Origin of the sequence: Streptomyces cinereospinus (assembly GCF_042430725.1) — a bacterium.
GTDB lineage: Bacteria > Actinomycetota > Actinomycetes > Streptomycetales > Streptomycetaceae > Streptomyces > Streptomyces cinereospinus.
In genome coordinates, this window is sequence record NZ_JBHMCY010000060.1 from 1 (window position 1) to 21,382 (window position 21,382).

Genomic DNA, 21,382 nt, shown 5'->3' on the forward strand with positions numbered 1-21,382 from the left:
CCCGCGGCCGGGGCGTGCGCCTGCCGCCCGGCGGCGGCCCGCGGCCGGCTGCCGCCCGCGCCCCGCCGCGGATGCGCGCCGTGACGCCCGTACGCCCCGAACGTCGCGCGCGGTCCGCCGCGCCCGTACGCCCCGCAGCGGCCGAACGCCCGGCGCGTGCCCGGCGCCGGGGGCGGGCTCGTCTCGCGCGGGCGCAGGACCAGGGCCACCGACAGCGACGCGGCGGCCGGCACCAGGGCCAGCAGGGTCAGCGCCGCCGGGACCGGCAGGGCACGGTCCGCGGCGAGGAACCGGGCCGTCGCTCCGTCGAACGGCATGCCGGTGAGGTCGCCGCGCAGGTGCAGGAAGAGCAGGAGGGCCAGCGCCGAGCCGAGCGTCGTCGCCAGGGCGGTCGTCGTGGCCGCGACGGTCATCAGGCGGGCCGGGCCCAGGCCGATCGCCGACAGACCGGGGCGCGGGCGGGTGCCGGGGTCGGTGCGGGCGACGGCGACGGCGAAGTGGACGGTGGCGGCCAGCGGAACCGTGCACCAGGCCAGGCGGAGCACGGCGGCGGGGGGATCCTCGGGGTGGCCCAGCGCGTAGCCGAGGGTGCACAGCAGCAGGAGGCCCGTGCCGGCCGACGCCGTCGCGACGAGCAGGCGGCGCAGCTGGACGGCGGGGTGGGCGCCGCGGGTCAGACGGAGAGCGAGCACGCGGCCCGGCCTTCCGCCTCGGGGACCGGCGGCAGGTGCACGGTGGAGACACACCGCCCGTCCAGCAGGGCGACCGTCCGGTCGGCGAGGGCCGCGGTCGCCGCGTCGTGGGTGGCGAGGACCACCGTGATGCCGTGCGAGCGGACCGCCGTGGTGAGGGTGCGCAGCACGTGCCCGCGGTCGGCGTGGTGCAGCGGGGCGGTGGGCTCGTCGGCGAAGAGGACCGTCGGTGCGGGGGCCAGCGCACGCGCGATGCACACCCGCTGCCGCTCGGCCTGCCGCAGCGTCTGCGGGTGTCTGCGCGCGCAGTCGCCGACGTCGAGGCGCTCCAGCCACTCCAGGGCGACCGTCTTGGCCTGCCGCCGTCCGGCGCCGCGCAGCATCAGGGGGAGCGCGGCGTTCTCCCAGACGTTCAGCTCCGGTACGAGGACGGGGGCGGGGTCGATCCAGGCGAACCGCTCGCGGCGCAGCCGTTCGCGGACGACCGGGCCCATGGTGTGCACCGGGACGCTGTTGAACCAGATCTCGCCGTCGCGGGGACGCAGCAGGCCGGACAGGCAGGACAGCAGGGTGCTCTTGCCGCTGCCGCGCGGTCCGGTGACGGCGAGGATCTCGCCCTCCCGGACGCCCAGCGAGACACCGCAGAGCGCGGGGGAGCCGTCGGGGTGCTGGTAGTGCAGGGCGCGTGCCCAGAGGACGTCGTTGTCCGGCGGAGCCACCATGGGCGTACACCTCAGTTCGGATCCGTATGTGCCTGCCGGCTCCCTCCTGCGGGGGAACGAAGGCTGGGCCGATCGGTCACTGGGCACGCTAGGCAGCGGTCACCGGGGTCCCGGACAGCACACGGCCCCGGGCCGCCGTTTCTCACTCGAACGGACGGCGCCGGGGCCGTGGCCGGTCATCCCGAGGGAAGATCACGGCGTCGGCCGGCCCGAGGACGACCGGAAGGCGGTCAGAGCTTCGTCCACGCCTCCGTCAGCGTGGCCCGCAGGATCTGCTCGATCTCGTCGAACGTCTCCTGGGTGGAGATCAGCGGCGGGGCGAGCTGGACGACCGGGTCACCGCGGTCGTCGGCCCGGCAGTACAGGCCGTTGTCGAACAGCGCCTTGGACAGGAAGCCGTACAGGACGCGCTCGGTCTCCTCCTCGTCGAAGGACTCCTTGGTCGCCTTGTCCTTCACCAGCTCGATGCCGTAGAAGAAGCCGTTGCCGCGGACGTCGCCGACGATCGGCAGGTCGTGCAGCTTCTGCAGGGTCCGCAGGAAGGCGCCCTCGTTGTCCAGCACGTGCTGGGTGAGGTTCTCGCGCTCGAACAGGTCGAGGTTGGCGAGGCCCACCGCGGCCGACACGGGGTGGCCGCCGAAGGTGTAGCCGTGCAGGAAGGTGTTGTCGCCCTTGTAGAACGGCTCGGCGACGCGGTCGGAGACGATGCACGCGCCGATCGGGGAGTAGCCCGAGGTCATGCCCTTGGCGCAGGTGATCATGTCCGGGACGTAGCCGAACTTGTCGCAGGCGAAGATCGTGCCGAGGCGGCCGAAGGCGCAGATGACCTCGTCCGACACGAGCAGCACGTCGTACTGGTCGCAGATCTCGCGGACCCGCTGGAAGTAGCCGGGCGGCGGCGGGAAGCAGCCGCCGGCGTTCTGCACCGGCTCCAGGAAGACCGCGGCGACGGTCTCGGGGCCCTCGAAGAGGATCTGCTGCTCGATCTGGTCGGCGGCCCAGCGGCCGAAGGCCTCGGGGTCGTCGCCGTGGATCGGGGCGCGGTAGATGTTGGTGTTCGGCACCTTGTGCGCGCCCGGGACGAGCGGCTCGAAGGGGGCCTTCAGGGCGGGCAGGCCGGTGATGGACAGGGCGCCCTGCGGGGTGCCGTGGTAGGCGACCGCGCGGGAGATGACCTTGTACTTGGCCGGCTGGCCCTTGAGCTTGTAGTACTGCTTGGCGAGCTTCCAGGCGGTCTCGACCGCCTCGCCGCCGCCGGTGGTGAAGAAGACCTTGTTCAGATCGCCCGGGGCGTGGTGGGCGAGGCGCTCGGCCAGCTCGACGGCCTTGGGGTGGGCGTACGACCAGACCGGGAAGAAGGCCAGCTCCTGGGCCTGCTTGAAGGCGGTCTCGGCGAGCTCGACGCGGCCGTGACCGGCCTGGACCACGAACAGACCCGCCAGACCGTCGAGGTAGCGCTTGCCCCTGTCGTCGTAGATGTGGGTGCCTTCGCCGCGCACGATCGTCGGTACGGGGGAGTTCTCGTAGGAGGACATGCGGGTGAAGTGCATCCACAGGTGGTCGTACGCGGATGTGCTGAGGTCCTTGGTACTCACGGTTATCGGGTTCCCCACATGTAGGTCTGCTTCTTGAGCTTGAGGTAGACGAAGCTCTCGGTGGAGCGCACGCCGGGCAGGGCCCGGATGCGTTTGTTGATGACGTCCAGCAGGTGGTCGTCGTCCTCGCAGACGATCTCGGCGAGGATGTCGAACGAGCCCGCGGTCATCACCACGTACTCCACTTCCGACATGCCGGTCAGCGCGTCGGCCACGGACTCCGTGTCGCCCTCGACGTTGATCCCGACCATCGCCTGCCTGCGGAAACCCACGGTGAGCGGGTCCGTGACGGCGACGATCTGCATCACGCCCTGGTCGAGGAGCTTCTGCACGCGCTGGCGCACGGCCGCCTCGGACAGGCCCACGGCCTTGCCGATGGCGGCGTACGGCCGGCGGCCGTCCTCCTGGAGCTGCTCGATGATCGCGAGGGAGACGGCGTCCAGCTGGGGACCGCCGCTCCTGGACTCACGGGAGGACTCACGGAAGGACTCGCGGAGATCCCGCGAGTTCCTCTGGTCTGCGCTTCGACTGGCCACGGCCTCACTGTGCACGACGTCTCGACAGTTTCGCAAGGCGACAGTGATGATATTCGTCGTCTGTGGTCGAGAATCTTGCGGATATCGCAGATTCGACGCGGCAGGGGGTGTTGAAATCGTGGGGCTTCCGATTAGTGTGGATGTCTCAGCCATGGGACACCGAACCTGGAGGGCCGGCAGTGAGCACCGAGCTGCGTCGTCTGCGCAACTACATCGACGGAGAGTTCCGGGACGCCGCCGACGGACGGACCACCGAGGTGGTGAACCCGGTCACCGGCGAGGCGTACGCCACCGCGCCGCTGTCCGGGCAGGCCGATGTCGACGCCGCGATGGCGGCCGCCGCGGCGGCGTTCCCGGGGTGGCGGGACACCACCCCGGCCGAGCGGCAGAAGGCCCTCCTGAAGATCGCGGACGCGTTCGAGGAGCGCGCCGAGGAGCTCATCGCGGCCGAGGTGGAGAACACGGGCAAGCCGGTCGGGCTGACCCGCTCCGAGGAGATCCCGCCGATGATCGACCAGATCCGCTTCTTCGCGGGCGCGGCGCGGATGCTGGAGGGCCGCTCGGCCGGCGAGTACATGGAGGGCCTGACCTCCATCGTCCGCCGCGAGCCGGTCGGCGTCTGCGCGCAGGTAGCGCCGTGGAACTACCCGATGATGATGGCCGTGTGGAAATTCGCGCCGGCCGTCGCCGCGGGCAACACCGTGGTGCTGAAGCCGTCGGACACCACCCCCGCCTCCACCGTGCTGATGGCCGGCATCATCGGCGCGATCCTGCCCAAGGGCGTCTTCAACGTGGTCTGCGGCGACCGCGGCACCGGCCGCGCGATGGTCGAGCACCCGACCCCGGCGATGGCCTCCATCACCGGCTCGGTGCGCGCCGGCATGTCCGTCGCCGAGTCCGCCGCCAAGGACGTCAAGCGGGTCCACCTGGAGCTGGGCGGCAAGGCGCCGGTCCTCGTCTTCGAGGACACCGACATCGCCAAGGCCGTCGAGGACATCTCCGTGGCGGGCTTCTTCAACGCCGGCCAGGACTGTACGGCGGCCTGCCGCGTCCTGGTCCACGAGGCGATCCACGACGAGTTCGTCGCCGCCCTCGCCAAGGCCGCCGCCGACACGAAGACCGGCCGGCCGGACGACGAGGACGTGCTGTACGGGCCGCTGAACAACCCCAGCCAGCTCAAGCAGGTCGAGGGCTTCATCGAGCGGCTGCCCGCGCACGCGCGCGTCGAGGCCGGCGGCAAGCGGGTCGGCGACACGGGCTACTTCTTCGCGCCCACCGTCGTCTCGGGCGTCCAGCAGGACGACGAGATCGTCCAGAACGAGGTCTTCGGCCCGGTCATCACCGTGCAGTCCTTCCGTGACGAGGACCAGGCGGTCGCGTACGCCAACGGCGTCGAGTACGCCCTCGCGTCCTCCGTCTGGACCAAGGACCACGGCCGGGCGATGCGGATGTCTAAGCAGCTCGACTTCGGCTGCGTGTGGATCAACACCCACATCCCGCTGGTCGCCGAGATGCCGCACGGCGGCTTCAAGAAGTCCGGCTACGGCAAGGACCTGTCGGCGTACGGATTCGACGACTACACGCGGATCAAGCACGTGATGACGTCGCTGGAGGCCTGACCGCCCCCGCACCGCGCCCGCCGGGCGTGCGGTGACACCGAACTCGGCCCCGGACGGAGGGACGGTCCGTCCGGGGCCGTGGTGTGTCCGGGGCCGTGGTGTGCGCGGGCACGTGCGGTGCGGGGGCGGGTGCGATCGTGGGCGTGGGACGCCCGGACCCCGGTCAGCCGGTCCCGCGGGCACCGCCGGCCGCCGGCGGGGCGGCGATCTCGCAGACCACCGGGTCGCCCGCGAAGCGCGCGATGTCCGACCCCAGCAGCTCCAGGGTGCAGTCGGCCCGGCCGCTGCCGCAGAAGACCCGGCCCATCGCGGGGACGGCGGAGTCCAGGACCACGGTGACGGCCGGATCACCGCACAGGGGGCTCACTCCGCCGGACTCCATCCGCAGCGCCTCCAGCACGTCCGGGCCCGCCGGCTTCAGCGCGCTGCGGCGCACGCCGACGGCGGCGGCCAGCCGCCCGTACTGCAGCCGGGCCGGTCCCGGGAGGCCGGCGAGCACCACCCGGTCGGCGTCGTCCTGGAAGGCCAGGGCCTTCACCGACCGCTCGATGGAGAACCACGTGCGCGACCGGATGTCCTCGGCCGTGCGGATCCCGGCGTGCTGATGGACCGTGAAGTCGACCCCCCGCGCCGAGAGCAGCTCGGCCAGCGGGAGTCGGCCGTCGGGGTGCCTGTCGTCCATCGCTCTCCTGTCACCGGTCGTCTGCCATCGGGCACCTGTCATCCGGCACCGGTCGTCTGCCGACGCGTTCCGGGCACAGGGCGATCGTAGTGAAACGCCCCGTTCCCTCCGCCGGTTTCACGGCTCCCGGTCGGCGCCCGTCTGCGCCTTGCCGCCCGCGCCGGCGCCGTCCTCGGAAGCGTCACCGGGGCGGACGGCGCTGCCGGCGCGCATGCCGGCCGCGACGGCCGCCGTCGCCAGCAGCGCGACGGCGCCGAACACCAGCCAGGCCGCGCCGCCCCACGCGCTCCACAGTGCCACCCTCACGGCCGGCCCCAGGGCGGTCCCGGCGCCGAACGCGGCCTGCCAGGCGCCCATGTAACGGCCGACCAGCTCCGGCCGGGCGGCGTGCGCGGGGTAGGCGAGCAGACCGTCTCGCCGAGCGACCACACCACCGTCGCCACCGCGAACACCGCGAACACCGCGAACACCGTGAACACCGCGACGTGCGGCGGCAGCGCGTACGCGGCGACGCCACCGGCGACCAGCACGATTCCGCCGGCCGCGGCGGCCCGCCGGGGTCAGTGCTGGGTCCACCGGGTCACCAGCAGCTCGCAGCAGATCACCACCAGGCCAATGACGCCGATCAGACCGCCGTAGACCCAGGTGGGCCACCCGGCGTCCCGCACGGCCAGCGGCAGGACGGCGACGTACTGGATGCGCCGCGTAGAGCGGCATCCCCAGGACGCAGACCAGGAAGCGGACGTCCCGGACCACCGCCAGGTAGCCGGACCCGCCCGGGCCGCGCCGTCGGCGCCCGCGCCGGGGGCCGGCCGGCGGGATCGCCCACCAGCTGATGACCGCGCACGCCAGGGCGGCGACGGCCTCCACCCAGAACAGCAGCGGATACGACACGGCGGCGAGCACCGCCCCCAGCAGCGGCGCGACGGTGGTGCCGAGGTTCGTGGCCAGGGGCACCGGTGGCGGCCGGGGTGCCAGGGTCACCGGTGCCCGGCGGCCGGGCGGGTCGACGCGAAGAAGTCGTCGTGGACGCCGACGCCGGTGACGGGCGGCTCGGCCAGGCAGATGCCCCGCAGCAGCAGCTCCGTGGCGTTGCGCGGCTCGTCGCCGTCCCGGATCCGGACGGGCGGATCACGCGGCTCGCTCATCGGCGGCTCCCTGGACGAGCCGCCGGACCGCGGCGGACCGTGCGACGAGATCGACGTGAGCGGTGGCCAGGAAGGAACCGGGTTCGCAGAAGCGGACCCGGTCCACGAGGGTGCAGTCGTCGAGGTCCACGACGAAGAGTTCGCTCGCGCCGGTCAGGAAGGCGTGCCGGGTGTCCTCGGCGACGGCGAGGTAGAGCGGGGCCGGGGTGTTCTTGGCGCAGACGAACGGCGGCTCGGGCACCTCGTCCTCGAACAGCACGGTCCGGCGGACCACGTTCAGGTCCGAGTCGAGCAGGTAGAAGGCGTTGGGGAAGGCGGGCACGGCGATGAACGTCTCGCCGTCCCGCTCGAACAGCGCCTGGGAGGTGACCCGCAGGAACCCCGGGTCGGTGAACCGGCCGAGCCGGGTGACGCCCCGCGGGCTCCAGCGGTACTTCTCCAGCGCGCCCGGGCCGTGCACGACCACGTTGTTCCGCCACTTGGAGATGTTGTGGCAGGAGACGTAGAACACGGCCGGGTCGACCGGGTCGATCTCGGCGTGGGCGGCGCAGGAGGTCTGCGGCACATGGGTGGTCGTGGTGCCGGTGCGCTCGTCCCGGACGAAGAAGCCGGACCGCGGGAACGGGGCCCGCGCATAGGCGTCGACGTCGAAGGGGGTGCCGGGCGCGTCGCGGAAGCCCGCGGCGGCGACGTCCGCCTCCAGGCCCATGTCCACGCCGACGTGGTACCCGGCCGGGGAGTACTGGAGCTGGTGCAGGGTGTCCCGGATGAAGGGCCGCACCGCGTCGACACGGCGCTCGACGCCGGTGGCCGGTTCGTAGGTGAGCAGTTCGCACCCGATGAGGTCCGCGCCGCCCCGGTAGCGGGCGAAGCGGTCGGCCGACGCGACGGCGGTGAGGCCGACGACCCCGGGTGCCGTCTCGCAGTTCGTCGAGCTGAGCATCCGGCCGTAGTCGAGTTTCTCCGGGGCGGGCCACAACCGTTCCTCCCGGCTGCCGAGAACCCGTACGTACGGAGCCTGCTTGAAGGAGACGACGATGTCACCGGCCGTGGTCTGCACGAATTCGTGCGGATGCATGAAGTAACCGAGCAGCTGTTCCGGAGCGGTGTGCCCGTACGGCAGCTCGGTTCCGGCCAACCCGTCCTTGATGACGTCCAGTTGGCGGTCGCGGAGTTCGTCCACGGGAACGCGCGTCTCGTGCACCAGCCCGGCGGCGAAGTCGACGAACTTGTACAGCTCGGCCCGCCCGTCGGCGGAGAGTCCCGATATCAGCAGGACCTTCTCGGAATACCGGCCGGCCAGGGATAACGTCACCGGAGCCATTCGAGTGCCCTTCGGAGAATCGACACGCAGTTGCTGGTGAGCAGGGACTCGACGTGGAACTGGAAGGTGCAGAAGTTCTCGGAGCGCATCGCGACGATCCGGCCGTCGGGCGTTCCGGCGATCTCCACCCCGGCCGGCGCGATCTCGGGCCGCTCGACGAAGAAGGTGTTGTAGAAGCCCACCGGCTCGTGCTGGCCGAAGAGGTCCACCTGCTGCTGCACGCCCTGGAGCGGCGGATCGACCCGGACGACCTCCATGCCCAGGTGCTGGGAGACGATCTGGTGGCCGAGGCAGACGGCGATGAACGTGGCCCGGGACTCCAGCAGTTCGCCGACCAGCTCGCGCACCCGGCGCATCTTGGGGTCGGTGTCGTCGCGGGGGTCGCCGGGGCCCGGGCCGATCAGCACCAGATCGGCGGCGGACAGGTCCAGTCCGGGGTCGTCGTAGTCGCGGACGGTCACCTCCAGCCCCAGGTACTTCAGGACGTGCCCGAGCATGTGGGTGAACTCGTCCTCGTTGTCGACGATGAGGACGGACTTGCGGGCCGGCGCCTCGGTCAGCACGCTGCCCTGCTGGTCGTCGGTCCAGAAGCGGGACAGGTAGGTGTTGCGCGACTGCAGGATGCGCTCGACGTGGTCGTCGACGTACCGGTCGAGCACCGGCTGGGTGCTCTCGGTGCTGTGCAGGGCCCTGAGCAGGCCGGCGATCTTGGCCTGGACCTCCTTGGTCTCCTTCTCGGGGGAGGAGTCCCGTACCACGCTGCAACCGCTCTGCAGGATGGCGTCGCCGGTCGCGGAGACCTCCATCGTGCGGATGGTGATGGCGCTGTCCAGGTACTCCGCGCCGGTCTGGTCCAGGCCGTGCACCATGATCGCCGACGAGTAGTAACGGCGCGACTCGCGCTCGTACTTGTGGATGATCCGGGCCGCGTTCTCCAGCGGGCTGCCGATCATCGTGGCCGCGAACATGGAGTCGCGGAACGCGTCGATCTTGTCCATCCGGCTGTGGCCCTCGAGGAAGTACTCGGTGTGGACGAGCGAGCCCATCTCCTTGAGATAGGGACCCTTGACCACACCTCCCTCCGAGCAGATCCGGGCCATCATCTTCAGTTCCTCGTCGACGACCTGGAACAGCTCGTTGATCTCCTTCGGGTCGGTCAGGAACTCGATGAGGTCGGAACGGCTGTGCAGGGCCGTCTTGGGCAGCGTGCCGCAGATCGGGTTCATCACCACCGTGTCGCCCGTGAAAGAGATGTGCCGTTCGGGCGACGAGCCGATGAAATACTTCTCGCCGTCGAAGAAGCAGAACGTCAGATAGGCGCCCAGTTCATTGCGGACCAGCCGCCGGAACACGGCCCGCGCGACGTCCGCATTGAATCCCTCGATATGCACCCGGCCGCGCCGGGAGATCAGGAAATTCGATCCCTCGCCCCGGCAGATCTCGTCCTCGACGACCCGGCGGATGATGTCGGTGAATTCCTCGTCGCTCACGTCGAAAACGACGTCGCCGACCGTGAAGTCCGGCTCGGCACTGTCCATGAGCTCGTCCAGGTCCACCTCGCGGCACTCGTCGGCGACCAGGGCGATGACGGGTTCGCCGCCGTCGTGCAGCACGAAGCCGCGCTCCTTCAGCTGCGCGTACGGCACCATGCTGATGACCGGCAGACCGGTCGGCCGGGGCAGGTCCTCCAGCAGCTCGACGCGGTGGATCTCGCCGGTGGCGAGGCGGGTGACCCCGTCCCGGCGGTAGAGGCAGAAAGGCCTGGCGTGGACAGTGGCCGTAGCGGACATATTTTTATCTCTCGATCTTGCGGACAAGGAAATCTTCCAGGACCAGATGGTCCATTGCGGTGCCGAGGAAGCAGCGCAGCGCATCCTCGGGCGAGGATACTATCGGCTCTTCTGCGACATTGAAAGAAGTATTCAGCAGGCAGGGTACGCCCGTCTCCTGCTCGAATATCCGGAGCAGCTCCGCGAGAGCGGGTTCCTGCTGCGCGGAAATCGTCTGAATGCGGCCCGTGCCGTCGACGTGGATCGCCCCGCTGGCCAGGTCGCCGTACTCCTTCTTGACCGGAAATACGAAGGTCATATGAGGTGAGGTTTTCTTCTTCCCCATCTCGAAGACCCGGGGCGCCACGGATTCCAGCACCATGGGGGCGAACGGCCGGAAGGTCTCCCGCTTCTTCACCCGGATGTTGATGATGTCCCGGATGTCGGGGAACGAGGGGTTGGCCAGGATGCTGCGGTGCCCCAGGGCCCGCGGCCCGTACTCCACCCGGCCCCGGAACCAGCCGACGACCACCTTCTCGCGCAGCAACCGGGCGGTGCGGGCGATCAGTTGCTCCCGCGGCAGCCGCTCCCAGCGCACCCGGTCACCGACCGCGCGCAGCGCCGCCTCCGCGGCCCCGGAGCCGTACGACGGCCCGAGGTACGGCGTGGCCGCGCCGCGCGGCCGCTTCCCCGCGAGGAAGCACGGATAGAAGCCGGCCCCGATCGCCACCCCGGGATCGCTCGCGCCGAAGCTCACGTCCAGCTCGGTGAAGGACGAACGCTCCAGTAACTTCGTGTTGTTGACGCAGTTCAGCGCCACCCCGCCCTCCACCAGCAGCCGCGGCAGGGAGGTCCGGGTCTCCAGGTGGGCCAGCTGGTGGGCGGTGACGGCCTCCACGGTGTCCTGCGCCCACCGGGCCACCCGGACCTGGAAGTCCCAGTCGTCGCGCGGACCCTGCCGGTCGAAGATCCGGTCGAAGCAGGCGTAGTACGACTGGGTGTCCAGCAGGACGTTGTCGAAGGACAGCTCGTAGCGCCCGCCGGGCAGCAGTTTCACGACGTGCTGCAACAACGGATTGACACCCGCCGGAGCGGAGGCGAAGGCACTCAGCCCCATCACCTTGTACTCGTCGTTGTTGGGCATGAACCCCAGATAGCGGGTGACCTTACTGTAGAGCAGGCCGAGGGAGTGCCGGATGGGGATCGCGGACTCCTCGAAGACGGTGATCCGCCCGTCCCGCACCTCCCCCGTGATCGACGAGTGGTGCTCGGCCCGGCCGTCGGTGACCAGGAAGGCGGCGTCCCCGCCGCCCGACAGGTAGTGACCGCACATCAGATGGGCCAGGTGGTGCGGCACCAGCAGCAGCTTCTCCGCCGGGACGGCCACCCCGGTGCGGTCGCGCAGGTCGGCGAGGACGGCCTCGCGCGACACCAGGGAGGTGTACAGCTCGCTCAGCCGGGCCAGCGCGTCGAACTTGTCCGCCGCGGAACCCGGGCCGGCCACGATGTCGCCGAGCTGCTCGTCCATCACCCGGTCGGAGAAGTCCCAGGGGAAGGCGTAGTGGTCGACGTCGTCCGGCTCGATCTCGGCGTCGCGCAGGCACCACTCCAGGGCCCGGACCGGGAAGTCGGAGGTCCGCTTCCGCCGGGAGAGCCTCTCCTCCTCCACCGCGGCGACCAGTTCGCCGTCCACGAAGACGCAGGCGCCGGCGTCATGGCCCAGGACCCGGTTGCGGTCCCTGCCCGCGCGCCGGTAGAGGCGGCCGAACAGCTCGGCGGAGCCGGTGAATCCGTTGTATCCGACGGTGATCAATGCGGCTGTTCCCCTTTCGTGGTCGAGCGGGTCGTCAACGCAGGTAGGCGAGTTTCAGGTCCAGTTCGGACAGTTCCTGCTCGGCCGTCGACTCGTTCGTCACGCCTCCGCCGCAGCTGAGCACGGTCTCGTCGCCGTCGGCCTCGCCGCAGGTGACGATGGTGTTGGACACCACCTCGCGGGTCGCGGCCCGGTAGATCCCCAGCGCCCCGGAGTAGAAGCCGCGGGGCCGCTCCTCGATCTCCGCCACGACCTCCTGCGCGCGCAGTTTCGGCGCCCCCACGACCACACCGCGCGGGAACGTGCCGAGCAGGCACGCGCCGAGCCCGGTCCCCGGCGGCAGGTCGCCGAGGACGTCCGTGGCCAGGTAGGTGGTCGGCCCGATGACCAGCGGTCGCAGCAGCCGCTCGACCCGCACCCGGCCCGGCAGGGCGAGCGCGCCGATGTCGTTGCGCTCCAGGTCCACCAGCATCACGTGCTCGCTGAAGTACTTGGGATCCTCGCGCAGCCGCCGGATCTCGGCGCCGGACCCGTCGTCCGCGCCCGCGGTCCCGGCGAAGACCCGGGTCGCCATCCGGTCGCCCGCGACGGTGACGTGCGGCAGCGAGCAGGCGCCGAAGATCCGGGTGCCGGCCGCCGACAGCCAGTACGCGTACGTCGCCGAGTCGTAGCGCCCGGCGATCGTCGCGAAGTACGTGTGGACCGGGGCGTACGGGCGGACCCGCACCTGGACCGAGATCACCGCCTGGTAGACGTCACCCTTGTCGAAGTAGCGCCTGGCGAGCGCCAGTTGCCGCGCGTACCGGTCCGCGTCGAGCCCGCTCACCACCCGGGTCAGCGGCTCGCCGGGGCCCGGCGGGAGGTCGGACCCGGCCGGCGCGGCACAGCCGCGGGCGAGGTCCAGCAACTCCTCCGCGTGCCGCCCGTGGGTCCGCGGCATCCCCCCGGTCTCGTCGTAGACCGCCGCCGAGCCGATCCTGGCCAGGACCGCCAGGGGGTCGCGCGGCCGGGCCGCGGCCGGCGCGGCCGGCAGTTCCGGCGGCCGCAGGCTCCACTGGAGGTCGTGGGAGAGCGCGAAGACGACGTCCCCGACGAAGGGCTCGCCGGCCGCGGCCGCGTCGGCCGCGCACTGCGCCTCGTCGAGCGCGCCGGCCAGCCGCGCGGGCGGCAGCGGCCCGTGCTCCGTGACCGTGCGCACCTCGTCGAGGACGGCCAGCAGCAGCTGCCGGCGGCCGTCGGGGCCGGTCAGCCGGTAGCAGAACACGTCGGCGAAGCGCTCCTCCATCAGCCGCAGCAGCCGGTACGGCGCGCCGCCGAAGGGCTCGCCGGACCGGGCGCGGGGTCCGACGCGGGACGGTGCCGGCATCAGACCGTGAAGCCGAACGCGTCGCGGCGCACCAGGTGCAGGTCCTGCCGGCGTTCGCCGCGGATCCGTCCGTTCGCCTCCTCGGAGTAGAACAGCCGCACGAAGCGGTCGGTGAGGTCGGCGTACTCGGGCCGGTAGCGGATGGTCCGCTCGTCGCGCGTGATGATCCCCAGGTCCTCCAGCGCCGCGAAGGCCGTGTCGAAGCGGTCCAGCGGGCGCGACCCGGGCGGGTAGAACGAGTGGAACGTGTCGATGTCCAGCTCCGTGTGCTTCATGGCGAGCACGAGATGGCGGCGCAGGGACTCCTCGGCGGTCAGCGGGTAGTGCTTCTCCACCGCGCTCTCGCCGGCCTCCACCTTCTTCATGTACTGGCGGTAGTTGAAGGTGTTGAGGTAGGTGTAGCCGTGCGAGTGGCTGTAGCCGCTGGAGCCGAGCGCCAGGACGTAGCCGTTCTTGCCCCAGTGGTTGTCCTGGTAGTGGAAGATCCAGTCGTCGCGGGGGAAGAGGTTGCGCGAGTACTGCCAGTAGCCGAGGGCCGCCATCCGGCGCTTGGCGTACCGGTACAGCGCCAGGCTGCGCCGGAACAGGTCGCTCGGTTCCTCCGCGCGCAGGGTCGTCCTGTTGATCGACCCCTCCCGGACGGACAGCGTGAACAGGGTGATCTGGGTGGGGACCGGGTCCAGCGCGGCGACCGCGTCCATGGTGCGTTCCATGTTGTCGAACGCCTCGCGCTCGATGCCCGCGATCAGGTCGATGTTCACGTTGGGGACGCCGCTGGCGACCATGTTGTCGTACGTCGTGACGACCTCGTCCGGGCTGTCGTTGCGCCGGGACTTGCGCAGGATCTCCGGGTCGAGGCTCTGCACGCCCATGGACAGCCGGTTGACGCCGCGCTCGGCCATCACCCGGATGCGGTCGCGGGTCGCCGAGTCGGGGGAGCACTCGTAGGTGATCTCCCGGCACTCGGAGAGGTCGAACTGGCCGATGACCCGGTCGAACAGGAAGTGGATCTGCTCCTCGTCGAGGCGGCTGGGGGTGCCGCCCCCGACGAAGACGGTCTCGACCTTCCGGCCGGCCACCGCCGGCCGGTAGCGCCGCGCCTCCTTCTCCAGGCAGCGCAGATAGTCCCAGATGACCTGCGTGTCGTCCTGCACGACGGCGACGCTGTAGTAGCAGAAGCTGCACTTCTGCCGGCAGAACGGGATGTGGATGTACAGGTTGAACGGGAAGACGGTGCTCCCGTCCCACAGCTCCTCCGGGGTGAGGCCGGTGACCCCCTCCGGCTGCCCGATCTCCTCCAGCGTCGCGTTGTTGCGCACCACCCGGAAGGACCGCCCGCCCTCGGCGACGCGGTGCGCCAGGTTGTGGGTGAAGGAGTCGTAGTTGTCGATGATGACGACGGTCACGACGGGCTCTCCGTCGGCGCAGCGGGCCGTACGGCCCTGGCCTCGATCTCCAGCACCAGGTCCGGGCGGCACACGTCGACGTGGTTCACCAGGCGGGGGAAGCCGAGTCCCCGCTCCCGGGCGTACCGTTCGAAGGCGGCCCGCACCTCGTCGCCCTTGCAGTAGACGTACGCCGAGGCGATGTCCGGCGGTGTCATGCCGGTGGTCGCCAGCAGGTCGAAGAAGGACCGCATGGTGTGGTCCACCAGCGCGCCGAGATCACCGCTGAGCGAGGACCCGTCACGGGTCACGCTGGAGATGCCCGAGACGTTGACGGTGCGCAGGCCGTTGGCGAGCGACTCGTTGGCCCGCACGAACCGGGGGCCGTAGCTGACCGGCGGGCACTGCAGTCCGGTGTCGAAGGTGCCGAACTCGCCGTCGTCCGCGTCGGTGGCCTCGACCAGCACGCTGATCAGCGCGTCCCCGGGCAGCGCCGCGCCGATGCCGGTGCTGGCCGGGTAGCGGGTGAGTCCCCAGGCGTCGAAGTAGGTGTTGCGGACGGTGTTGAAGTCGTCGTAGTGGACGTCGATGTCGCTGATGAAGTACCACGTGCGGCCGATGTGGCGGGGTGTGAGGCCGGCCCGGGCGAGTGCCTCGGCGACCGTCTCGAAGGCGTCCGTCGCCTGCCGGACGAAGGAGGTCCCGGCGGCCCGGTGCACCGCGCACAGCAGGCGGGTCGTGCCGTCGGCGCGCACCGTCACCGCGCCCGGCCAGGAGGTGTCGACGGTGACGCCGGGGCCGGTGGGCACGATGCCGCGCAGCTCCAGCGCGGCCGCCGGGGTGTCCCTCGGGTACTGGTCGCCCGCGTAAATCGCGGGAACGCCCGGCAGGGTCCCGGGCCGGGCGCCCAGGGTGCCGAAGACCACCGCGTTCAGCGGTGTGCCGCCGGTGCGCCGATGAAACCGGTCGAGCGCCCCGGACAGATCACCGGTACCGGGAGCGGCCGGCAGTTCGCAGGTGGCGAATACCTCGTCGTAGGCCCGGCCCCGGAAACTGTTTACACGCATGGAAATGTCCCCCTGAGCTTCGCGGAGAAGCCGATCAATGCACGGCGTATTCGGGAAAACCCGCGTACAGGACACTTTCGGTCAACGGACTTGCTCCCTCGCTCCTGGAGAAGCTGGGGGGTCCGTCGCTTCGTGCAGGTGGCGCCGTTCGCCGGCGACCGGGGTGGCCCGCGGCGGCCGGGCCGGGCCGGCGTCGGAGCGGGCCCTGACGGGCCGGTACCCCCGTCATCCTAGGGGGAGCGCTCCCAGACGGGCGGGCGCGGGACGGGGAAACTTTGCGAGACTTTGACATGCGGACCGGCCCGGCTTGTCGCGGGTCCGGGGTTGACAGGCCGCTCGGCGCCATCGTTCCCTTGAGCGAGTTGACCGGTTCACTGCTGTCGGAATTCGCCGCCCTGTCAGGGTGGCCCCGCAGGGAGCGGGCGGTTGAGCAACAGGCACTCCGGCTTATTTCCGTCCTTCCAGCAGGTCATTGACGAAGCGCGTGCTTCTGTCGACACCCTGCCGCTGTCCACGCTGGAAATTGGGGAATTCTCCAGCCGATCGAGAACTACTACTTGATCGGCATGTATCCGCCACTCAAGGCGATGGGCTCGGTGGAGCCCGAGGAGTTCCTGCCGCACGCCACCGACCGGTGCAGCGTCTATCCGCGCACATCCTTCTGCGAACAGCGCCGCACCTTCTGCCACTTCGCGAAGGAGATCCCGCCGCGCGGGCAGCGGGTCGAGCGCTACCTGCACGCGCTCCACCGGGAGTTGCGCGGCACCGGTGAGCTGACCGGCCACCCGCTCGCCCAGACCGTGTACTTCGGCGGCGGCACCCCCTCGTAGCTCAGCGCCCCGCAGCTCGCCGAGGTCTTCGCCGAGCTGCGGAACGCGGTCCGCGTCACCGGCGAGACCGAGATGACCTTCGAGCTGCATGCGAGCGTGATCGACGCCCCGGACTACCGGGACCGGCTGGACGCCATCGCCGAGGGCGGCGTCAACCGCTGGGTCTTCGGCGTGCAGTCCATGGAGGACCGCATCCTCAAGCTCAACCGGGGTCACACGGCCGCGGACGTGGACAAGCTGCTGTCCATACCGGCCGACCGGGGGATCGACAATCTGTCGGTCGACCTGATCTTCGGGCACGACTCGGCCCGGACCGGCCGCTCGGCCGCCTCTGCCGGTCCGCTTCCGCTCGGCCGCTTCCGCTCGGCCGCCGTCGCTCGCGGCCGGCGGCCGCGGCGGGCGGTGACGCGCCGGTCCGCGCCGTCCCTCAGTGCCGGCGCGGGGGGTGCTCCGCGCCGCGCGCGAGCGGCGGCCGGCCCGTGCGCAGGGCGCACAGGGCGTCGACGCGATTGGTGGTGATGGAGTCGACGCCCAGGGCGAGCAGGCGGCGCATGGCGCGGCGGGTGTCGGGGGTCCACACGGACAGCAGGTAGCCGTCCCGGTGGACGCGGGCGGCCAGAGCGCGGCTCACCAGGGCCCAGCGGTAGTTGAGCCAGCGCGGGCGCACCGCGTCCAGCAGCGCCGGGCGCGGTGGGGCCAGGGTCGTCCAGGTGAGGGCGATCTCGGCGGCCGGGTCGGCGGCGCGGACCGCGAGCATCGCGCCGGCGCCCGCGCAGTAGTACACCCGCTCCGCCGCCCCGCACTCCCGGACGACGTCCACCACCCGGCGTGCCGCCCGCACGTCGGGCGTGCCCGGCAGGTCGAGCATCACCCGGTGGCCGCCGGTCGCCAGGAGGGCCTCGGCGAGCGTCGGCACCCGGCCCGCCGTCACCTCCCGCACCTCGTCGGAGGAGAGCGACAGCAGCGGCCGGTCGTGCTCCCACAGCCGCTTCAGCGTCTCGTCGTGCAGCAGCACCGGCACCCCGTCCCGGGTCAGCCGTACGTCGACCTCCACCGCGTCCGCGCCCAGGCGGAGCGCGGAACGCAGCGAGTCGATCGTGTTCTCACGGAAGTGGTAGGGGGCACCGCGGTGGGCCACGGCGGTCACGTTCGGCATGGGGCCATTGTGGTGGTGCGTCAGCGGGCGAGCCACGCCGCGGTGTAGCGGTCTATCTCGTCCGTGATCCGGCGCTTGCCGGCCGCGTCGAGGAAGGACGCCTCCACCGCGTTCTTCGCGAGCTCCGCCAGGCCCCGCTCGTCGAGGTCGAGCAGCCGGGCGGCGACGGCGTACTCGCCGTTGAGGTCGGTGCCGAACATCGGCGGATCGTCGGAGTTGACGGTGACCAGGACGCCGGCTCGCGCGAACTCCTTGATGGGGTGCTCGTCGAGGGTGCGGACCGCGCGGGTGGCGATGTTGGAGGTCGGGCACACCTCCAGCGGGATCCGGTGCTCGGCGAGGTGCGCCAGCAGCTCGGGGTCCTGGGCGGCACTGGTGCCGTGGCCGATGCGCTCGGCGCGCAGATGGGTCAGCGCGTCCCACACCGTCTGCGGGCCGGTCGTCTCGCCGGCGTGCGGCACGGAGTGCAGGCCGGCGGCTGTGGCCCGGGCGAAGTACGGCGCGAACTGCGGCCGCGGTACGCCGATCTCGGGTCCGCCGAGGCCGAAGGAGACCAGGCCCTCGGGGCGCAGCCGGTCGTCGGTGGCCAGCCGCGTGGTCTCCTCGGCCGCCTGTGCACCGGCCTCGCCGGGGATGTCGAAGCACCAGCGCAGCACGGTCCCGAAGTCCGCCTCGGCCGCCTTGCGGGCGTCCTCGATCGCCTCCATGAACGCCTTCTCATCGATGCCGCGCCGGGTCGAGGAGAAGGGGGTGACGGTCAGCTCGGCGTAGCGCACCTGCTGGCGGGCCATGTCCCGGGCCACCTCGTACGTCAGCAGCCGGACGTCCTCGGGGGTGCGGATCAGGTCGACGACGGACAGGTACACCTCGACGAAGTGCGCGAAGTCCGTGAAGGTGAAGTAGTCGACCAGGGCCTCGGGGTCGGTGGGGACCTTCGAGTCGGGGTGGCGGGCGGCGAGTTCGGCGACGATCCGGGGGGAGGCGGAGCCGACGTGGTGGACGTGCAGTTCGGCCTTGGGCAGGCCGGCGATGAAGGCGTGCGGGGCGAAGGCGCCGGACCCGGCGGACGAGGCGGACGTGGACGCGGTGACGTGGTCGGTCAAGGCTGCTCCCCGGAAAGGCGTCCGGGCCGGCGCGTGGCGGCGGGGACGCGGGTGATCGGCTGATCGGTGACTCGGGATCATCGTAGGCCGCGGGTGAGGGGGAGTGGAGCGGGTTTCGGTACGGGGGAGGGCGGCACCCGGTCGGTCAGGTCCGGGCCGTAGCATGACGGAACGTCCGACAGAGGGGGTCCCGCGCATGACCGACGACGCGCAGCCGCCGGCAGCGCCGCAGAACGACGCCGTGGCACCCGGCGGTGCCGCCTCCGACGGGGGTGCGTGGACGCCGCCGCAGTGGCCGCAGGACGCCGCCGACGCCGCTCCGCTGGACGCGGGCGCGATCCCCGAGGTCGGCCGGGACACCCAGGTGGGCGCCGCCGGTGCGCCCGGGGTCCCGCTGGACAAGGGGGCCGCGGCGGACGCCCGCGGGCCCGCGCCCGACCCCTGGGCGGCCCCGGACCCCCGCACCGACACCGTCGCCGCGTCGGGCGGCGGCCCCGGCACCCCGGTGCCGCCCTCCGTGCACGACCAGCAGACGGTCACGTCGCTGCCGGCTCCGGACGCCTCGCCGTGGGCCGCCCCGGCCGCGCCGCCCGCCACCGGCGCCCCCGCCCCGTTCCCGCCGCCGAACCCGGCCCTGGGCGGCCCCTTCGCCCCGCCCGGCCCCGCGGCACCGGGCCCGCTGGACGTCCCGCCCCCGCCCATCGGCCCCGACGGCCCCGGCCAGGTCCCGTACGGCTACCCGGCGGCCGGCTACGGCCACCCCGCGCCCCAGCCGTCCTACGGCTACCCCGCGCCGCAGCCGGCCCACGGCGGTCAGCACACCCACGGCGCCCCCGGCTACTACGGCTGGCCGGGCGGCCCGGCCGAGCCCAGCAACGGCCTGGGCACCGCCGGCATGGTGGTCGGCATCATCGCGGCCGCCGGCTTCTGCCTCTGGCCGCTGGCGATCCTGCTGGGCGCGCTGGCCGTGATCTTCGGCGGGATCGGCCGCGCCAAGGCCAACCGCGGCGAGGCCACCAACCCCGGCCAGGCCCTGGCCGGCATCATCTGCGGCGCGGTCGGCCTGGTGCTGGGCGTCCTGTTCGGCGTCCTGGTGGTCCTGGCGCCGTAGCCGGGGCCACGGGGCCGGGCAGCCGACGCCGCGGGGCCGGCGGCTTCGCCGGTGGGGCGGGAAGAGCCCCGCTCACCGGCGTCGGTCGGCCCCCGCGTCCCCGTCCACCAGCCCCGCGCCTGGCCACCCCCGACCGGCGTCAACGGCCCCCCGGGTCACCCCCTGCGCAGTCTCTCCCGGGCCTCCATCAGGGCGAACCCCAGCAGGTTCGGCCCCCGCCACCGCTCCGGGTCGCCCGCGGCCTCGTCGTCCGCGGCCAGTCCGATCCCCCACACCCGGTCCACCGGACTCGCCTCCACCAGGACCCGGTCCCCGGTGCCCAGCAGGAACCCCCGCAGACCGGCGTGGGCGGCGAACTTGTGCACGCTGCCCTCGACCACGATCCCGCACCGCTCGCGCGCCCACACGGCCTCGTCGAAGCCGCGCACCAGCCGCCCCGCATTCTTCGCCTCGGCGGGGTGCCCGGCCGCCAGCACCCGCCGCTCCGCCTCCGCGTCCGCGAACAGCCGCGCTTTGCCGGCCATCATCCAGTGCTCCGCCGTCGCGTACTCCACGCCGTCCACGGTGAACGGCGACGGCCACCACTGGCTCAGACAGCTCGCGCCGACCCGCCCGTCCGGCCGCGGCCGGTGCCCCAGAAGTGCAGATACCTGAGGCGAGCGCCCGCGCGAACCGCGCTGACCAGCGTCTCCCGGGAATCGATCACTCCACCCACCCTCTCCATGCAGGGGAGTCTGACAGGCACCACTGACACTCCGTCCCCCCATTTCCGTGTCGACTCGGCATCTGGCCGACAGATCCCGTCGGTTAACAAGGGAGTAAAAACGGAATCACTTGTTGGACGATCGCCCCTCTGTCAGGATCGCCACTCAGTTCAGGCTGGAGCTACGCCCCCCGGGGGACAGGGGCGGGGGGCGGAGGAGAGCGACGTGCACAACCGGGGCACGGACACCGGCACGAACACACCGGAACGGTTCCCCGCCCAGGACCGTTTTTCGCCGACGGCGCCCAGTACGTCGGGGGCGGCCTCACGCAGGGCACCTCGGGCCGGCCCCACGCGGTCGTCGACCCGCCACCGGCGCGCGGGTCCTCCCCTACGACCTGGCCGGCCCCGACGACGTGGACGCGGCCGTCGCCGCCGCGCGCGAGGCGTTCCCCGCGTGGGCCGGCGCCACCCCCGGTGAGCGCTCCGACGCGCTGCACCGCCTCGCCGCCGTGCTCGCCGCAGGCGCGGAGGACTTCGCCCGCGCCGAGTCCCTCCAGTGCGGCCAGCCGCTGAAGCTGACCCGCGAGTTCGACGTGCCCGGCACCGTCGACAACACCGCGTTCTTCGCGGGCGCCGCCCGGCACCTCCAGGGCCGGTCGGCCGGCGAGTGCTCCGGCGACCACACCTCGTACGTCCGCCGCGAGCCCCTCGGCGTGGTCGGCTCGGTCGCGCCCTGGAACTACCCCCTCCTGATGGCC

The 21,382-nt window shown here is 72.0% G+C and carries 18 protein-coding genes and 3 pseudogenes; 5 read left to right on the top strand and 16 right to left on the bottom strand.

All coding sequences use genetic code 11. From position 1 onward, the window contains the following. The 4 genes and pseudogenes from ACFF45_RS26045 to ACFF45_RS26060 all read right to left on the bottom strand — a co-directional run. Positions 1-692: pseudogene (locus ACFF45_RS26045) on the bottom strand (hypothetical protein); the annotation flags it as partial. Beyond that, positions 674-1,414: an ABC transporter ATP-binding protein gene (locus ACFF45_RS26050; RefSeq protein ID WP_381348897.1), complete on the bottom strand. Its 741-nt coding sequence runs from the start codon at positions 1,412-1,414 to the stop codon at positions 674-676. The gene ACFF45_RS26050 and the pseudogene ACFF45_RS26045, both read right to left, overlap by 19 nt. Before the next feature lie 230 nt (positions 1,415-1,644). Next, positions 1,645-3,009, bottom strand: coding sequence for an aspartate aminotransferase family protein (locus ACFF45_RS26055; RefSeq protein ID WP_381348898.1), 1,365 nt, complete (start codon positions 3,007-3,009; stop codon positions 1,645-1,647). A gap of 2 nt (positions 3,010-3,011) precedes the next feature. Further along, positions 3,012-3,560, bottom strand: coding sequence for an Lrp/AsnC family transcriptional regulator (locus ACFF45_RS26060; RefSeq protein ID WP_381348899.1), 549 nt, complete (start codon positions 3,558-3,560; stop codon positions 3,012-3,014). A gap of 164 nt (positions 3,561-3,724) precedes the next feature. Between ACFF45_RS26060 and ACFF45_RS26065 the strand changes: the two genes are divergently transcribed. Then, entirely contained in the window at positions 3,725-5,164 is a 1,440-nt protein-coding gene (locus tag ACFF45_RS26065; protein ID WP_381348900.1) for a gamma-aminobutyraldehyde dehydrogenase, read from the top strand. Positions 5,165-5,327: 163 nt separating this feature from the next. Here ACFF45_RS26065 and ACFF45_RS26070 read toward each other — a convergent pair whose 3' ends face one another. From ACFF45_RS26070 to ACFF45_RS26110, 9 genes are all read right to left on the bottom strand, one after another. Next, positions 5,328-5,846 (bottom strand): YbaK/EbsC family protein, encoded by a 519-nt coding sequence (locus tag ACFF45_RS26070; protein ID WP_381348901.1) that lies wholly within the window; start codon positions 5,844-5,846, stop codon positions 5,328-5,330. Between the two features lie 117 nt (positions 5,847-5,963). Next, positions 5,964-6,275: a hypothetical protein gene (locus ACFF45_RS26075; RefSeq protein ID WP_381348902.1), complete on the bottom strand. Its 312-nt coding sequence runs from the start codon at positions 6,273-6,275 to the stop codon at positions 5,964-5,966. 551 nt (positions 6,276-6,826) lie between these two features. Next, positions 6,827-6,994, bottom strand: coding sequence for a hypothetical protein (locus ACFF45_RS26080; RefSeq protein WP_381348903.1), 168 nt, complete (start codon positions 6,992-6,994; stop codon positions 6,827-6,829). Continuing rightward, complete coding sequence (locus tag ACFF45_RS26085; protein ID WP_381348905.1) at positions 6,978-8,309, bottom strand: hypothetical protein; 1,332 nt, start codon at positions 8,307-8,309, stop codon at positions 6,978-6,980. The genes ACFF45_RS26080 and ACFF45_RS26085 overlap by 17 nt, the downstream gene beginning before the upstream one ends. Further along, positions 8,306-10,108 (bottom strand): anthranilate synthase family protein, encoded by a 1,803-nt coding sequence (locus ACFF45_RS26090; RefSeq protein ID WP_381348906.1) that lies wholly within the window; start codon positions 10,106-10,108, stop codon positions 8,306-8,308. The genes ACFF45_RS26085 and ACFF45_RS26090 overlap by 4 nt, the downstream gene beginning before the upstream one ends. A gap of 4 nt (positions 10,109-10,112) precedes the next feature. Then, the gene (locus ACFF45_RS26095; RefSeq protein ID WP_381348908.1) at positions 10,113-11,900 is read right to left on the bottom strand and encodes a carbamoyltransferase family protein; all 1,788 of its coding nucleotides are present in this window, start codon (positions 11,898-11,900) and stop codon (positions 10,113-10,115) included. 34 nt (positions 11,901-11,934) lie between these two features. Continuing rightward, positions 11,935-13,266: a chorismate-binding protein gene (locus ACFF45_RS26100; protein ID WP_381348910.1), complete on the bottom strand. Its 1,332-nt coding sequence runs from the start codon at positions 13,264-13,266 to the stop codon at positions 11,935-11,937. Next, positions 13,266-14,672, bottom strand: coding sequence for a radical SAM protein (locus tag ACFF45_RS26105; RefSeq protein ID WP_381348911.1), 1,407 nt, complete (start codon positions 14,670-14,672; stop codon positions 13,266-13,268). The genes ACFF45_RS26100 and ACFF45_RS26105 overlap by 1 nt, the downstream gene beginning before the upstream one ends. Beyond that, positions 14,669-15,718 carry a RidA family protein gene (locus tag ACFF45_RS26110; protein WP_381348912.1) on the bottom strand — a complete coding sequence of 350 codons (1,050 nt, stop codon included), beginning with the start codon at positions 15,716-15,718 and terminating at the stop codon, positions 14,669-14,671. Before ACFF45_RS26110 ends, ACFF45_RS26105 begins: the two co-directional genes overlap by 4 nt. 566 nt (positions 15,719-16,284) lie before the next feature. On the opposite strand from ACFF45_RS26110, the gene ACFF45_RS26115 reads away from it, so the two are divergent. Continuing rightward, the gene (locus tag ACFF45_RS26115) at positions 16,285-16,548 is read left to right on the top strand and encodes a hypothetical protein (protein ID WP_381348913.1); all 264 of its coding nucleotides are present in this window, start codon (positions 16,285-16,287) and stop codon (positions 16,546-16,548) included. A gap of 72 nt (positions 16,549-16,620) precedes the next feature. Beyond that, the gene (locus ACFF45_RS26120) at positions 16,621-17,067 is read left to right on the top strand and encodes a radical SAM protein (protein ID WP_381348914.1); all 447 of its coding nucleotides are present in this window, start codon (positions 16,621-16,623) and stop codon (positions 17,065-17,067) included. Here ACFF45_RS26120 and ACFF45_RS26125 read toward each other — a convergent pair. Further along, a complete protein-coding gene (locus tag ACFF45_RS26125) occupies positions 16,976-17,704 on the bottom strand; it encodes a glycerophosphodiester phosphodiesterase (protein ID WP_381348916.1) in 729 nt (242 codons plus the stop codon). The two genes, ACFF45_RS26120 and ACFF45_RS26125, sit on opposite strands and share 92 nt — an antisense overlap. A gap of 20 nt (positions 17,705-17,724) precedes the next feature. Then, positions 17,725-18,807, bottom strand: a complete 1,083-nt coding sequence (locus tag ACFF45_RS26130) for an adenosine deaminase (protein ID WP_381348917.1) — start codon at positions 18,805-18,807, stop codon at positions 17,725-17,727. Positions 18,808-19,003: 196 nt separating this feature from the next. Between ACFF45_RS26130 and ACFF45_RS26135 the strand changes: the two genes are divergently transcribed. After that, complete coding sequence (locus ACFF45_RS26135; RefSeq protein ID WP_381348919.1) at positions 19,004-19,918, top strand: DUF4190 domain-containing protein; 915 nt, start codon at positions 19,004-19,006, stop codon at positions 19,916-19,918. 155 nt (positions 19,919-20,073) lie between these two features. Here the strand turns inward: ACFF45_RS26135 and ybiA are convergent. Continuing rightward, positions 20,074-20,642, bottom strand: a pseudogene (gene ybiA / locus ACFF45_RS26140) (riboflavin biosynthesis intermediates N-glycosidase). 205 nt (positions 20,643-20,847) lie between these two features. On the opposite strand from ybiA, the pseudogene ACFF45_RS26145 reads away from it, so the two are divergent. Then, positions 20,848-21,382, top strand: a pseudogene (locus ACFF45_RS26145) (aldehyde dehydrogenase family protein); the annotation flags it as partial.